The 15,077-nt window shown below is 49.7% G+C and carries 9 protein-coding genes; 7 read left to right on the top strand and 2 right to left on the bottom strand.

The window, feature by feature from the left end:
• The first annotated feature begins 299 nt into the window (after positions 1-299).
• From EPA93_RS43955 to EPA93_RS43940, 4 genes are all read left to right on the top strand, one after another.
• Positions 300-2,906, top strand: coding sequence for a serine/threonine protein kinase (locus EPA93_RS43955; RefSeq protein ID WP_165423796.1), 2,607 nt, complete (start codon positions 300-302; stop codon positions 2,904-2,906).
• A gap of 479 nt (positions 2,907-3,385) precedes the next feature.
• Positions 3,386-5,839, top strand: a complete 2,454-nt coding sequence (gene nirB / locus EPA93_RS43950; RefSeq protein WP_129893626.1) for a nitrite reductase large subunit NirB — start codon at positions 3,386-3,388, stop codon at positions 5,837-5,839.
• Positions 5,840-5,899: 60 nt separating this feature from the next.
• Positions 5,900-6,235 (top strand): Rieske (2Fe-2S) protein, encoded by a 336-nt coding sequence (locus tag EPA93_RS43945; RefSeq protein WP_207229362.1) that lies wholly within the window; start codon positions 5,900-5,902, stop codon positions 6,233-6,235.
• 84 nt (positions 6,236-6,319) lie between these two features.
• Entirely contained in the window at positions 6,320-7,150 is an 831-nt protein-coding gene (locus EPA93_RS43940) for a uroporphyrinogen-III synthase (RefSeq protein ID WP_165423795.1), read from the top strand.
• 99 nt (positions 7,151-7,249) lie between these two features.
• Here EPA93_RS43940 and EPA93_RS43935 read toward each other — a convergent pair whose 3' ends face one another.
• Positions 7,250-8,527, bottom strand: coding sequence for a glycoside hydrolase family 125 protein (locus tag EPA93_RS43935; protein WP_129893624.1), 1,278 nt, complete (start codon positions 8,525-8,527; stop codon positions 7,250-7,252).
• A gap of 439 nt (positions 8,528-8,966) precedes the next feature.
• Here EPA93_RS43935 and EPA93_RS43930 point away from each other — a divergent pair, with 439 nt between their 5' ends.
• The 3 genes from EPA93_RS43930 to EPA93_RS43920 all read left to right on the top strand — a co-directional run bounded on the left by EPA93_RS43930 (position 8,967) and on the right by EPA93_RS43920 (position 13,520).
• Positions 8,967-10,082, top strand: a complete 1,116-nt coding sequence (locus EPA93_RS43930; protein WP_242527255.1) for a LacI family DNA-binding transcriptional regulator — start codon at positions 8,967-8,969, stop codon at positions 10,080-10,082.
• A 554-nt stretch (positions 10,083-10,636) separates the two neighbouring features.
• Positions 10,637-11,611: a phosphate ABC transporter substrate-binding protein gene (locus EPA93_RS43925; RefSeq protein ID WP_129893623.1), complete on the top strand. Its 975-nt coding sequence runs from the start codon at positions 10,637-10,639 to the stop codon at positions 11,609-11,611.
• The gene (locus tag EPA93_RS43920; RefSeq protein WP_129893622.1) at positions 11,598-13,520 is read left to right on the top strand and encodes a HAMP domain-containing protein; all 1,923 of its coding nucleotides are present in this window, start codon (positions 11,598-11,600) and stop codon (positions 13,518-13,520) included. The genes EPA93_RS43925 and EPA93_RS43920 overlap by 14 nt, the downstream gene beginning before the upstream one ends.
• Positions 13,521-13,649: 129 nt before the next feature.
• Here the strand turns inward: EPA93_RS43920 and pqqC are convergent, their stop codons facing one another.
• Complete coding sequence (gene pqqC / locus EPA93_RS43915; RefSeq protein ID WP_129893621.1) at positions 13,650-14,660, bottom strand: pyrroloquinoline-quinone synthase PqqC; 1,011 nt, start codon at positions 14,658-14,660, stop codon at positions 13,650-13,652.
• Positions 14,661-15,077: the final 417 nt, after the last annotated feature.

Here is a 15,077-nt window from a genome sequence, read left to right as displayed (position 1 = left end):
TGCCTATGGGCTTAGCCCAATCAAACAAATTAAGAAGCCTCATATAGTTTACTGGCCTTTTATGAAGTATTTATGGTTCTTATCCCTCTAAAGAAGATGTTCTCCCTCATTAAAGTTAATATGTATTCGCAATTAATTTCTCTAACTTATTTCCTTAACTAAGTAATCCTGTTTCAACCTAGAATAACAAATCTCAGTTGTATCGCTCTCTTTGCTTGACATACATTCCGGAATGCAATAACATGCATATATTACCATACAATTTGGACAAACAATTACCCTACTATAAGGGGGAAGTAATGTCTGACCGTACAGGACAACGGCTAGACAATTATAGGCTGATTCGTCTGCTGGGTTTTGGCAGTTTCGGAGAGGTCTACCTTGCAGAGCACATCTATCATAAAAATATTGTTGCCATTAAAGTACTACAGCAGTTAACAGATAGTGAGCTTCCTGGCTTTCTCAATGAGGCACGCACTATCAGGCTGAAGCATCCTCATATTGTACAGGTTTTAGATTTCGGCGTAGATCATCGTATAGCTTTTATCGTCATGGACTACGCGCCCAATGGCACGCTGCGTCAACGCCATCCGAAGGGAACGCAAGTCCCACTAGAAACCGTTGTCTTATACATAAAACAAATCGCTAGTGCACTTCAGTATGCCCACTCTGAACATGTAATCCATCGGGATGTAAAACCGGAGAATCTCTTGTTAGGACCCAATGATGAAGTCCTGGTAAGTGATTTTGGCATTGCTATGATTGCTCGCAGCGCTCGTTCGCAAAGCCTGTTGGAAATGGCAGGAACAATAGCGTATATGGCGCCAGAACAGCTACAAGGAAGGCCTCAAATTGCCAGCGATCAGTATGCACTCGGCATTATAGCCTACGAATGGCTCTGTGGAGAGCGTCCCTTTAATGGCACAGCTATAGAAGTAGCTACACAGCATGTACTCACTGCACCTTCCCCTCTGCACATTAAGATACCGAGTATTTCTTCTGACATTGAACAGGTTGTGTTAAGCGCGCTTGCTAAAGATCCTCAGTCCCGCTTTCCTGATGTACAATCATTTGCTATAGCTTTAGAACAAGCTTACAACTCACAATTCCATCAACCAGAATTAACTTCCTCCTTCCCTCTTAACAAAATGCGCCCTCCACTATCGATCCCTTCTATATCTCTAGAGCAAAATGTAGCTTCAACTTTGCCAATTTCAGCCAGGCCACTCCAAACCTCTATATCCAACATTCCACAACCTTCTACGGCAAATTTCAACATAGGCGCTCCAGCAATAGAGGAGCCTACTCCGTCAATCGTCAATAATCCTATTTCTAGGGTTAATCAAATTCCTTTATTGCTTGCCTTTAGCAAATCGGCTCAGTTACTAAGTCAGCGAAAATTCAATATACATCTCAAGTATTTTCTACTGCTTGTAATCCTTATTGTTAGTTTACTTGGAGCCACCTTCTTCTATCTTCTACACAGTAATCAACAATTACCACTAAATATCACAAACATAGAGAAAGATGCTACCCTACACATTGATCAAGCTAGAAAAGCTTTGCCAAATGACCCCAGCACTGCTCTCAGACAACTTTCCCAGGCGCAGCTTGATTTAAAGCATCTGCAAGGGATATCTTTAAACAGCGAACAGCTCCGACAGTTTTCTGATCTGCAATCCAAGTTCGTTTCCATAACGAAGACGGCTATTACAAGTTATAATCAGCAAGGAGCAATTGTGCCATTAGCGGCAGCAGGCCCTTGTGTGAATGTCACAAATTCACCTCTGGATAGTGGCACGACAGAGACACAGGCCAATATCCTGGCAGTTATTCAGAACGAAAAGTACAAGCAGTTCTTCTATGCCGTTGGGACCGATCAAAAGCTCTATCGCTTGAATGATCAGCGAAGCTTAGTCAATAAGATTTCTGCTGTACAAGATGTCCTTGTCCAGGCAGTGGTGAGCGATGGGCAGCGTTTAGTGGCCTTAGCATCTCGGCCAGAAGATAATTCGTATGCCTTGCATTTGCTCTTGCCCAACGATGATGGGACGCTCAAGGACGCAGGAACTGCCACTGTTGATCAGAAATATATGCAAAACGACCTGGTGCCACAATTTGTGGCGGCCTGGGGCCAAGATGTCTATGTGATCTTGACTTCTAAGACGGCACCAAATACGGCTGATATGATTCACTACAAGATTAGTGGCGATAATCAGTGGGAAAAAGCTACACCTGTCAATGCGACGCTCTCTATTTCGAATACGCTCGTGAGTGTGGCGGCTTTTCCCGATGGGCGGCTTTTCTTGCTCTATAGCAATGGGATTGTGCAAACACTTCCATTTGCTAACGGCGGGAATCTGACGCCCATAGGCGTCGTGATACAAAGTACTATTCCAGTCCCGCTTTCTGCCACGGCTGCCGATTTCTCTCCTACGTCGGCTGTTCCCACACCGGGGACGCAAGGAGTGCAGGCGAAGTCTTTCCTGTCGGTTCCCGGAGCCAGCATGTTGGCGACCGGTTTGATAGATAGTGATAATGCTCCTCATCTCTTTATTCTTGATAAGGACCATTTCCGCGTAATTGATCTTAAGGTGGCACAGGAGGCTGCTATGACGGCTACTGTAACGCCTTCGGCCTCGCCTACCTCGTCTACAGGGAATGGGAATGGCGGTACAGGTGGAGGGACAGTGAGCACAGGCAGCGGGACGCAGTTAAGTATGACGCTGGTGCGGCAATATACTTCGGCAAATCTTCTGGCTGTTATGAAGAGTGCTGTTGCCGATCCACGTGGCACAAGTCTCTATCTCTTGACCCAGAGCGCGCAAAGTAATGCAACGCCAGGCTTGATCTCGATAGATATGCATCAGCAGAATGATCAGCAGAGCGCATGCGCTTCATCATAGAGCCATTCTAAACTAGTTTGACTAGCGATTAAAGGAGTATGGCTTGGAGCAAACCGTACCGCAGCTATATCCTCCACCAGCGCCAGCATCAGCCTTTACTTTGCTAACATAGCACATCCTTTTCCAGCTCCATAAAGAGATTACGCCACCTATAATTTGTGCAGCATGCACAAATATTGTTAAGCTATCTTCAGGTTTTTTGCCAGTTAACGATGCCAAAAATCCGTGCTATCATAGAAAAACAATAGCTAATTGTGCAATTAGCACAATTTCATGCGGTAAGAACTGTTTTACAAGCAGATTGGCAGTGGCAGTTTCACAAAGAGGTGGTCATGATAGCGCAGTGCTCGCGCTACAAAATAGGCGATAACCATGCAATCGCCTGATCGTCAGGAACATGATCCTGGCAGCGGCAGAGCTGTGTATAAACCGTACGCAGTCAGGATCGTTTCGGGTATCTATATTGAGGAGCACATCTGATGGCAAAAAAACAACGCTTGGTAATTATCGGTAATGGAATGGTTGGTACACGCCTGGTTGAAGAAATAATCGCACGTGATGGCCATGACCTCTTCGAAATTACCATGTTTGGCGCCGAGCCCTATGGTAATTATAATCGCATCTTACTCTCTCATGTTCTGGCCGGAACGCAGCAAGCCGCCGACATTTTCCTCAATCCGCTCGACTGGTATAAAGAACAACATATCCAGCTCCATGCCGGCAGGCGCGTTACTAAAATTGAGCCGCAGGCCCATATGGTATATGCCACAGATGGGGTTGCAGAGCCATATGATACACTAATTATCGCCACAGGAAGCACGCCCTTCATCCCACCAATCAAGAACCTCTATACATCTGAAGGCAACTTTCAGGACGGCATCTTTGCCTACCGTTCGCTTGACGATTGTGCGAATATCATCGACTACGCAAAGCAGGCGCGTAGAGCAGCTATTATTGGCGGCGGATTACTGGGTCTTGAAGCTGCGCGCGGGCTTCTCAATCGTGGCCTTGCCGTACATGTCATCCATATTTCGCCGCATTTGATGAACATTCAGCTAGACGGATCAGCCAGCGCAATTCTGCAAGAAAATCTCGAAAGGCTGGGCATTTGCTTCTCTCTTGCCAAAAATACTGTAGAGGTTCTGGGCCAAGGGACGCTCAGAGGATTGGTTTTTGCTGACGGTACGTTGCTGGAATGCGATATGTGCCTCATTTCGGCCGGCATCCGCCCCAACGTGGATCTGGCGCAAGAGGCTGGTCTGCAGGTTGAAAAGGGGATTGTAGTAAATGACGACCTGTCATGCAGCCTTCAGGATATTTATGCTCTTGGCGAATGCGCCCAACATCGCGGCCGCACCTACGGCCTGCTTGCCCCACTCTGGGAACAAGCTCGTTGCCTGGCCGAGCGCTTAACTGGTAGAGCGCTTCCACTTTATCAGGGCTCAGCCGAATCCACTAAGCTTAAGGTCATGGGAGTAGAGCTAACTGTCATGGGGCAGAAAGAGCGCAGTCAGGAACATGACGAAGTTGTCACGTATATGGAAACAGCCCGGGGTATTTACAAAAAGCTCATCTTGCGCGACAAACGCCTGATAGGGGCCATTCTGCTCGGCGAGAGCCAGAGCGCACCACAATTACTCCAGCTCTTTGCACGCGGAACCGCCGTGCCGGGAAATAGCGCCGAGCTCCTCTTTCCTCAGGCAGATGAACCAATATCACGAACCATCGCCGCTTTATCTGATGAGGCTCAGATCTGCAACTGTAATGGCGTCTCGAAAGGCCAGCTCATTGCAACGATTAAACACGGCAAGCGCAGCCTTAAAACGCTCTGTGAGTCTACGCGTGCAGGAACTGGCTGCGGCTCCTGCAAATCTCAAGTTCAGGCCTTGCTAGAACTTATGACAGATGGACAGACGATTGATGATCCCTCTATCCACTACTATGTACCCGGTGTTCCGCTCACCAAGCCTCAACTTATCGCAGCCATCAGAGAGCAGCGTTTACATAGTGTCTCTGCCGTATTTAAGGCCCTGGCTGGCGGCAAAGAAGATCCCTCAAGCAAGGCAGGGCTTGCCTCGCTTCTAAAGACTATCTGGGGCAAAGCTTACGAAGACGAGCGCGATGCGCGCTTCATCAATGATCGCGTCCACGCCAACATCCAGAACGATGGAACCTTCAGCATAGTGCCGCGTATCTATGGCGGCGTGACCTCTCCTGCCCAGCTGCGGCGCATTGCCGATGTAGCGGAAAAATACAAAGTCCCGATGGTAAAGATTACCGGCGGACAGCGCATAGACCTGCTTGGTATTCCCAAGCAACAGCTTCCAGCAATTTGGCGAGAACTGGGCATGCCTTCCGGGCACGCTTACACCAAAGCCTTCCGCACTTGCAAAACCTGCGTAGGAAGCGAATTCTGCCGCTATGGCCTGGGCGATAGCACAACGCTGGGCATAAGACTGGAAAAGCGCTTCCAGGGCCTGGAAACGCCACATAAGGCTAAATTAGCGGTCTCCGGTTGTCCACGCAATTGTGCCGAATCAACGACAAAAGATATCGGGATCGTCGCCATCGAAGGCAATAAGTGGGAAATCTATGTAGGCGGCGCCGCTGGCTCACGCGTGCGCAAAGGGGACCTCCTTTGCACAGTCGCTACGCCTGAAGAGGTCCTAGTCTACGCCGGTCGCTTTATGCAATATTACCGCGAGCAGGCCAAATACCAGGAGCGCACATACGACTTTGTAGAACGTCTAGGCCTCGATTATCTCCGTCAACTCCTTATCGCAGACGCCGAGGGTATATGTCAGCAACTTGATGAAGACCTACAGGCTGCCGTTGACACCTATGTTGATCCCTGGGAAGAAGCGCTCGCGCCTGCTACACCTACTCAGTTCGCCCATAGCCTGGAAGTTGTAGAGAAAATCCCGCTCCTGTAGCCGTAAACAGAGGACACCAGCAAGATTAGTCCGGCTCTCAGCCAGAAAGGAAATAGCACAATGGTCATTATGCTACCAGACGAGAAAGTTATTTATAACCTGGGTTCAATCGATCGCATCCCAGCAGGCGAAGGACGCACATTCCTGGTGGAGAATACAGCCATCGCCATCTTCCACGCTCGCGACGGCAAGTTATACGCCACCCAGGCAAGCTGTCCCCACAAAGGTGGGCCACTCAGCGATGGGCTGGTTGGATCTGGTAAGGTTATCTGTCCACTCCACGCCTACACGTTCGATTTATCAACAGGTACTGCTCTCAATAATGCCTGCTCAGGACTCATGACTTATGCCGTCACGCGCAGCGACAACGGGGAAATCCTACTCAACCTGGAATAAAGCATGTACTTGCGCCGGTTTTCGCTTTATAATAGGGGCAGGTTTTTGAGCATAATTTTTGTAGGAAGAGCAGGAAATGGAAGCATGAGCAGTCTGGCAGGCATGAGAGTAGCCTCTTTAGAGACGCGCATGAGCGATGAAATGACAAACTTGCTGCGCCGGCATGGCGGCACACCCTATAGCGTACCGGCAGTACGTGAGGCAGCGCTAGAGAGCCAGGATGCGGTATCAGCATGCATTGAGCATCTCACGCAGGGCAAGATTCAGGTAGTGATCTTCCTTACAGGAGCAGGCGTCACAGCATTTTTCAAGGAGGCAGAAGCCCAGAATTCTCTCCCTCAGCTCCTTGCAGCTTTGCATAATGTTACTATCATCTGTCGTGGCCCCAAACCAGCTGCCGTCCTCAAGCGCTATGCAGTCCCCATTACGACAAGTGCGCATGCAGCTCAAACCACAGAGGAGCTACTAAATAGGCTCTCAAAGCTTGATTTGCAGGGCAAAGGTGTGGCGATCGTCCACTATGGAGAACGTAACGCAACTCTCACGCAGGCCTTACAGCAAAAAGGCATTGGCTTCCTCGACGAGCTCTGCCTCTACGAATGGCAGCTACCAGAAGATCTGGGCCCGCTGCGCACGCTTATCGATGAGATTATTGAGCAGCGTGTCAATGCCATCGTCTTCACCAGCCAGGTACAGGTACGCCACCTCTTACAAGTAGCCAGCGATGTGCAGAAAGAGGAGCAGCTCGTTAGCGCGCTGAATACAAAAACCATTGTGGCCTCTATTGGACCTACTTGCACGGCCGCTTTGCAAGCACATGGCATCAGGGCCCATGTCATCCCTGAATATCCCAAGATGGGCCACCTGGTCAAAGCACTCGTCGACTATATCGCAGAAACCACACAGGCTCAATAGCTCCGGCATAGTTACCAGACCAGCTATATAGACAGCTGGGCAATGAAGCTTGTAGAGGTAGCTGGAAGGTGGAAGCTATTTCCACCTTCCCACTGGCGCTTATGTGCGCGAACCGACAACGTGTAGCACAAATTCGGCAAACAGACTATTGGCCCAGGCAAACCAGGGGCGCGTAAACTGTCTGGGATCATCTTGATGAAAACCTTCGTGCATATAGCCGCTATCTGCCGTCGTCGTCACTAACATATGTAAAAGCTCTTCCTGCTCGTCCTTGTCTTGCGTCGTAAGCCCGCATATGCTCAAAGCAATCGGCCAGATATAGCCTGTGGGAGTATGTGGGCTTCCCACCCCATGGGCGTAGGTTCCAGCGAAATAATAAGGGTTATCGCGACTGAGCACAAAGCGACGAGTATTTTGATATAAGGTATCATCGATAGCGCAATAGCCAAGATAAGGCATAGAGAGCAGGCTAGGAACGTTGGCATCATCCATTAAATTATAGTTGCCATAGCCGTCAGTCTCGTAAGCATAGATCCGCCCATAGCGAGGATGCTCTACAATACCATAGGTCTTGATGCCAAAATCAACTTCTTTACGTAAGGTTTGCGCCTGCCTGGCCAGCCGTTCATCTGCATAAATACTGCGCGCAATCTCCTCGATATAGCCAAGCACGACCACGGCAAACATATTGGCAGGAATAAGAAAACCAAATTTGCAGGCATCATCGCTTGGCCGGAAGCCAGACCAGAGCATCCCTGTATAGTTTGTGCGTGTTCCTTTTCCATGAAAGGGCAGCGTATCAGATTGGGGAGCTGGGTACGGGCGCTCAAAGGTATAGGAAGAAGCCTGATCATGACACTGCTCTACTTGCATAGTTGCGACAATTTTCTGTAGCATCTGATGCACAACCCCATTAAAGATGGTTTCTTCTTGCGTGGCTTTCCAATAGCTATAGCAGAGCTTGACGGGGTAGCAGAGCGAATCAAGCTCGAACTTCCTTTCCCATACCCAGGGATCGGCTAGAGGTCGATCTCCCTTGTGGCCCTGGCCCTCTGACCCATTATTAAAGGCATTCGCGTAAGGATCAAGCACAATGTAACCAGCCTGGCGGTGAATCAGGCCGCGCAAGAGGCGCTGCAGATCAGGGTCATCCTGAGCTAGCTTGATATAAGGATTAACCTGTGCCGAAGAATCGCGTAGCCACATAGCAGGAATATCACCGGTAAAGACAAAAGTGGTTCCGTCATCGAGCAGCTTGACAGTAGTTTCCAGCGTGTTTGGGAAACAGCTGGCAAACATCGAGGCAAGCTGCTGTTCATCTTTAAGCTTTTTTTGTATCTCCTGAATATAGGAATAAATAGCTTTATATCGCTGCACTGTTCCTTTATCTCCCTCTAAAAGATTTTTCCATAAAAGGCCAACTCCTCTTCGGCTGGCAACACTTCCAGCCCGAGCACCCGCCACTATGGTATCTTCCCATCTAAAACAGGCACCTATTCAGCATGGGCAATAATGTTTTACAATACTATTAGCATGACAGCGTTGTCAACACTTTAGTAAACAAGCTTGAGAGCAATAGGAAGGCAGGGCAATGGTCTCCGCGCTGGCTTTTCGAGCCAAAGGGAGTAGTTCTTCGCCAAAAAATAGGCAGTGCGTAACACATTTCTTGTCACCTGGGACAAGGCAACTTGCAGCAAATTCGAGATTGTGATTATCAAACTGGATAAGTGCAAGGGAAAATATGTTATACTATAACGCTACAATTGTCTATGCGGAAGCTGAGGAAGAAGTAGGCGATACGCTAGGGAGATAAGCAGTGACAGAGGAAAATTCTTATTTTACAGCTCAGGAGCTTACAAGGCAGATATCTAATATAGGCAAGTCAGCAGCTATAGCCGACACCAATAGCGCGATGCTCCTCAAAGGCCGTCCGACAATGCAAGATGTTGCGGAAGCTGCCGGCGTCAGTCTGAAGACTGTATCGCGTGTGGTCAATAATGAACCGAGGGTGAGTGAGGAGACCAAAGAGCGCGTCAAACAGGCCATCAGCGCTCTAGGCTTTCGGCGCAATGACATTGCCCGCAGCCTGCGCCGGGGTCAGGCTTCTTCTACCATAGGACTTATCATTGAAGATATTGCCAACCCTTTTTACTCCTCCATTGCCCTGGGTGTGGAGCAGGTGGCGCAACAATACAATTATATGGTGATCATGAGCAATTCAGAAGAGCATCCCTTACGGGAGCGCGAGTTGGCAAACGCACTGCTACGCCGACGTGTCGAAGGACTGCTGATCGTCCCGGCCGGGCGAGATCATTCCTATCTTCTCCCCGAATTGCAGCTGGGTACGCCGATTATTTTTCTTGATCGTCCACCAATCAATCTTCCCGCCGATGTCATCTTGCTGGAGAATCAAGGAGGTGCCCGTAAAGCTATCAACCATCTATTAGAGCGCGGTCATCGCCGGATTGGTCTCATCTGTGGCGACCCACTCGTCCATACTGGCTCAGGACGTACCGCCGGCTATCGTGAAGCTCTCGCTGGCTATGGGGTACCGATCGACGAAACGCTTATGTATTTTGGGTGTGATGCTGCCCCCCAGGCCCAGGCCGCCATACAAGCGCTGCTCGCCCTACCAGAGCCGCCGACCGCAATCTTCACAACGAGCAATCGTATCAGCGTTGCCGTTCTGCGCTTTCTTTACCAGCAGAGAAAACAATTAGCCTTTATTGGCTTCGACGATTTCGACTTTGCTGATCTGCTTCCTCTACCTGTTACTGTCGTCGCCCATAATCCAGTAGAGTTTGGCAAGATAGCCGCGGAGCTGCTTTTTGCCCGTCTCAACGGTGATAGCAGGCCGCCCCAGCGCCTGATTTTGCCAACAGAATTGATTGTTCGTGGCTCTGGTGAGCTACCTCCATCCAATCTACACTAGCAGCTCCTCTCCCACCGGTGGGAGCTGCCTCCGACACTGAAATTGCACTATGCTCCATTCAGCAAATGCTAGCTGTTTCTGGGCAGCAGAATAGGGGCATAGTCGCTGCTCCAGCATCTTTAGAAGAGTAGGCAGACTAGAGCTTCTATTATAAAGAAATCTGAATCTCACTGAGCCGGCCAAAAAAGGGGAAATAGCCTCCACTCCATACCAGCAGTACCTTCCTCACGTCTACATGTTACCTATTTTCCTGCACGAAGCTCAACCGCCTGCCAACATCTCCAGCGAGCATATAGAGGAAGTCAATTAAATCTTGACACTTATCCAATTAGAATAGTGGGGTATCTACGCACAACCTTTCATCAAACAAGCTATTTTTGATTATAAGGATTATTCAAACATAAATCAATATCTTACAAATAATTAGCCATAATGTACTAGCTTAACACTGTCTTAAAAAAGTCAATCCATAATTCTACTGATTGAAAATAATGATATGAATCATTCACATATTAATGTAGCTAAGTTCTGGGAACCAACAAAAGGATAAGATCGTGGTAACACACTATGCTCTAGCCTTGCCCAAACAGGCAAGAGGAGGCATGATCCGATCCATAAGATCGCTTCTCTTGCTTGTAGGCATCATGATGGTAACCGGCCTTACAGGATGTGTCGAGGCGCCTCATTCCACTACAGATCTTAGTGGACACATCCAGATTGTTGGCTCGACGGCTCTGCAGCCTCTAGCCAACGCCGCCGCTACCCTTTTCCAGAAGCAACATCCCCAAACCAGTATTGAGGTGCAAGGGGGTGGTAGCCTGGCTGGTCTGCAAGCTGTCACCGCTCACAAGGCCAATATTGGCAATTCTGATGTTTATGCAGATCCAGCAATTTATCCAGATCCGAATCTCACCGACCATATTGTCTGCGTCATTCCCTTTGCGATGGTCGTTGGGCCTGGCATCTCGATAACCTCCCTTACGCAGCAACAGATTATCGACATCTTCTCCACGGGCAAAATCCATAACTGGCAGCAGATAGGAGGTCCTGATCTTCCCATCGTCCCTGTCGTGCGCCCTCCCACTTCGGGGACGCGCGATACTTTTCGCAAGTATATTCTTGGCGGGCGAGATGAAAAGGGAACATTACTGAAAACCGATTCCTCAGCTACAGTGCTCGATGTCGTCGCACGCACACCAGGAGCCATCGGCTACCTGGCCCTCTCGGTTCTTACCCCCAAAGTACATGCCCTGGCCATTTCAGGCGTCATGCCAACTTTAGACAATATTACAACTGGCCGCTACTTATTCTGGGGTTATGAGCACATGTACTCGCTAGACGACAACAATGCTACCATCAGCGCCTTTCTTGACTTCATGCTCACACCTGAAGTGCAACAACAGGCCCAGCAAATGGGCTACATTCCTATTGCCAGGATGCGTTTAGCGGCCCTATCCAGGACCTATACAACAGCTTCTACACTTCCTATCGCATATGAAAACGAGGTAATCCACCATGAGTCTCTCTAGTAGACAGCAGATCAGCCCTCTGCTTACTACGCCAGTAAGGCAGACACCGAGAGATACAACACCGCTTCCACCAACAACGTTGCGGATTCGCCCTAAACTCGGGCGCGGGTCCAATCTTCTCCTCGAAATGCCCATTGGACAACGTTTAACCCTGGGGTTTCTAGCCGCAGCCCTTATAGCCGCTCTGGTCACAGGCCTTATCGGCATTCAACGAACACAGATGCTTGGTCAGCAAGCAGAATTTTATCAGAGCCTCTTGAAAATTAATACTTCACTGACAACAGGAGCCAATTTCCTCCAGCTCATGAATACTGAGAGCCATATACTTCTCACTACAGCTAGCGCCCCTGAGCCATCAAAGGAAACACTACATCAGCAGCAGAAAGCCATCCAGGACCTTGCTAAACTCTACGACACGACCCTGAATACCTACATTGCACAGGATCTTCTCAAAGATCATCCAGAGCAGATAGCCTTGTTAGACGAGGCTGGACGCAGTGGGCAGGTAGAACAGCAGCTTACCTTGACCTCCAGCGCCTTACGTACCTGGAAGCTCTACCGCAGCGCGCAGGACACGGCTCTGCACGGAATCGCCGCCAACAATATTGCTGATGCGCAACACTTTATGCAAGTGCAGGTTGAGCCAACCAATGCCGATGCCCTTAGCGCCCTGCGCGCTTTGATCCAGCTTAATCAGCGCCTTGCTTCTTCCGTCAATGACGCGGCAAGCGTAGAGGAATGGAACCAGCTTCTTACGACAATAGTCGCCTCCATCCTGGCCTTTATCGCCATCATTCTGGTTGGCAGCTTTATTTCTTCCACGCTGGTGCGCCGCCTCAAACAGCTACGGAAGGTAACGCAAGCCGTCGAGCAAGGACGCCTGGATACGCGTGTAACCGTCATTGGACGCGATGAAATCGCCGACGTTTCCGCCTCGGTAAATGCCATGCTTGACGCGATCATGGCTCTGATTGAAGAAACTCGTAATCAGAAGGATGTGCTTACCAATGCAGCCGAGCATCTATTCTCCGATATGCGAGTTGTGAGCTCAGGCGATCTACGCGTCAATGCCCCGGTAAGCGATGATCCGATAGGGCATCTCGCTAATGCCTTTAATTTTACCGTCAATCGCTTCCGCCGCTTTATCCTACGCACTCAGACAGCCGTTGAACAGCTCGACGTGGTGGCCCGTCAGGAAATCGAACGCGCTGAAGGCTTCTCTCAGGCCTTGCGGGCTCAATCTGCTGTCACCCAGACCGGTGATAAAGGGCACACCTTCACTGGCGAAAATAAAGATGCCCAGGCTGCCTTGTACCGCGAAGAGGCTGAGCTGATCGCCCAGGTACGGCACATTCGCGAGCGCTTACAGCAGGTTTCCGATGAGAACATCTATCAGCGCACACGGGCTTTAATGGACGTTACCGAGCAAATATCTCTTGCCGTCGAGCGGCTCAAAAAGATTATTACTTCCGATCCCATGCGCTATACCGGCAACATTGCCAACGAAACCTTACAACTGCATATTCAAGAGCTGCGCACGCTGGATAACCTTCACCAGCATCTCTCCAGAGGGCTTGGCAACATGCAAGATACGGCGAGCAGGAGTTTGCTTGAATTAGATAAGGAGCTGGGAAGCCTTACCCACAACACGCGTGCCCTCAAATCAAGAGTGCTCAACACTATCTCAACTTCCTCTGCCAGCAAAGAGCCAACGCCAGATCTTTTGCGCTTAAGCGTCACCTTTGCTAGCGAGATCGCCACGATGGGCAAGGAGCTGGCAACGCTGGCCCAGGACATGCGTACAGGCATCGTCTCCTTCCAGCTTGACACGCCTGATGAGGTTCATAGTAAAGCAGGACCCGAAAATCTAGCCGGGATACGGAGGGTTCCCTTTTCAACAGCCCATTAATAGAATTTTGAGCGGATGTTGCAAAGGCGGAGCCTCCTGGCTGGGAGGACGGGGCATTGTTCCCGTCCTCTTCATTCACTCCAGCCTGGTTGCACAGGAGGTCACTTAGGGGATGGCTCAGGTAGGGCATCAGGCTTCTGCAAACCCTGTATATTCAATCACGCCCTTCTGGAATAAGCGGGCGAGAAAAGCTAGCACATCCTGCTCAACATTGCGGTTGTAACGCCTGGATAGTTCAGCCACAATGGCAGAGATAGAATGTTGTCCATCGCATAAAGAGAGGATGGTAGCGGCCGTAGCATTCAAGATCAAGATGCTATCGGCTAACAAAAGCACAGGCTTGCCCCGCGTCTGATCCCACTGCAAACGTACCTGCGCGCGCAAATGAGGTTGCGAGGACATGGTAACTTCATCTGTTGGGGCTGTGTCTTCCTTCGTATCGAGAACTGCATAAGCGATGGCGTCTAATATGCTCCACAGGACATCACATTTATACTTCAGGGCTGCCACGGCCCGTTCCTGTTGCTCGCGCGTCCGGCAGTGGCGTACAACAATATCTATAGCCTGCCTGGCCTCCGCCTGCTCTTGCCGCAAGCGTGTCTTAAAATAGGTAAGGCCAGCCGGATCAATCCAGGAATAATAATATTCAAAGGCGGCAAGGCTTTCGCGCAGCAGATCGGAGGCAAAAAGCTCGCTGAGCGATGTTGCGGCAGTCTCGGTCCAGGAACGCGTTCGGGCAAATGTCACATAGGCCTCAGTGGCAAAACGGACACCTGGAAGCACGTGCCGTTCGTCAAGCACTTCTTCACGGCTCAGGCCAACCGCTTCGGCCAGGCTTAACCATTCCTCTATCGCCCCCTGGCCTTCGGCCAGGCCATCCTGTGCGACAAGACGTTGCAGCCAGATGCGGCGCACGGTAAGCTCAGGGCACTGGGAAAGCAGGGCAGCATCCTTTAAGGGCAGGCAGGCCTGATAATAAAAGCAGTTGGCAGCCCAACGCTGGACCTGGAAGGGCTTCAGATGACCTTCATTCATTAAGATGAGAAATGGATGTCTATGGCAATAATAGTTGGATTGTGCATAGAGCGCAGCCACGAACTCATCTGAAGCCCAGGCTGAATTTTCGGACGCAGCTTGCATTATCCAATCTCTCCCTTATCACAAACATCCTGCTATTATTCATCGACCATTGTCGCCTATCTTATAAGAGCTGTCAGCCTCAACGCCGCTACTTGCCGGCCAGACCTAAGCTCATTATCAAAGAGGGGTAAAGGTCAAGGTTAATCTGCCAGCTTGCTAAATCCATATGTGTATGTTACACTTGAACGGCCAGTAGTATTCCTTGCAACTATAGATGAGGCCAGTTAGTTGAGAAATTTCTTTCTATTGTGCAGTTTACACAAATTAATTTTCTGGCCGTAATTTTATATATACTGAACTTTTATGTGTATCTATTTCTCTGGCCATCTTGTCACACTGAGCCTGGCACAGGAAGTTGTGCGTATCTCGTCTAAAAGATACAGGGCAGCATGCAGCGGATTGGCAAAAGCTGTGGAT

It is taken from the genome of Ktedonosporobacter rubrisoli (assembly GCF_004208415.1).
In the GTDB taxonomy this organism is placed as follows: Bacteria; Chloroflexota; Ktedonobacteria; order Ktedonobacterales; family Ktedonobacteraceae; genus Ktedonosporobacter; species Ktedonosporobacter rubrisoli.
The sequence above is the reverse complement of the archived record's forward strand: the minus strand, read 5'-3'. Positions and strand labels throughout refer to the sequence as shown.

Coding starts and splice junctions, on each gene's coding strand:
- EPA93_RS43955 (WP_165423796.1), top strand. CDS start 300: ATGTCTGACCGTACAGGACAACGGCTAGACAATTATAGGCTGATTCGT.
- nirB (WP_129893626.1), top strand. CDS start 3,386: ATGGCAAAAAAACAACGCTTGGTAATTATCGGTAATGGAATGGTTGGT.
- EPA93_RS43945 (WP_207229362.1), top strand. CDS start 5,900: ATGGTCATTATGCTACCAGACGAGAAAGTTATTTATAACCTGGGTTCA.
- EPA93_RS43940 (WP_165423795.1), top strand. CDS start 6,320: ATGAGCAGTCTGGCAGGCATGAGAGTAGCCTCTTTAGAGACGCGCATG.
- EPA93_RS43920 (WP_129893622.1), top strand. CDS start 11,598: ATGAGTCTCTCTAGTAGACAGCAGATCAGCCCTCTGCTTACTACGCCA.
- pqqC (WP_129893621.1), bottom strand. CDS start 14,660: ATGCAAGCTGCGTCCGAAAATTCAGCCTGGGCTTCAGATGAGTTCGTG.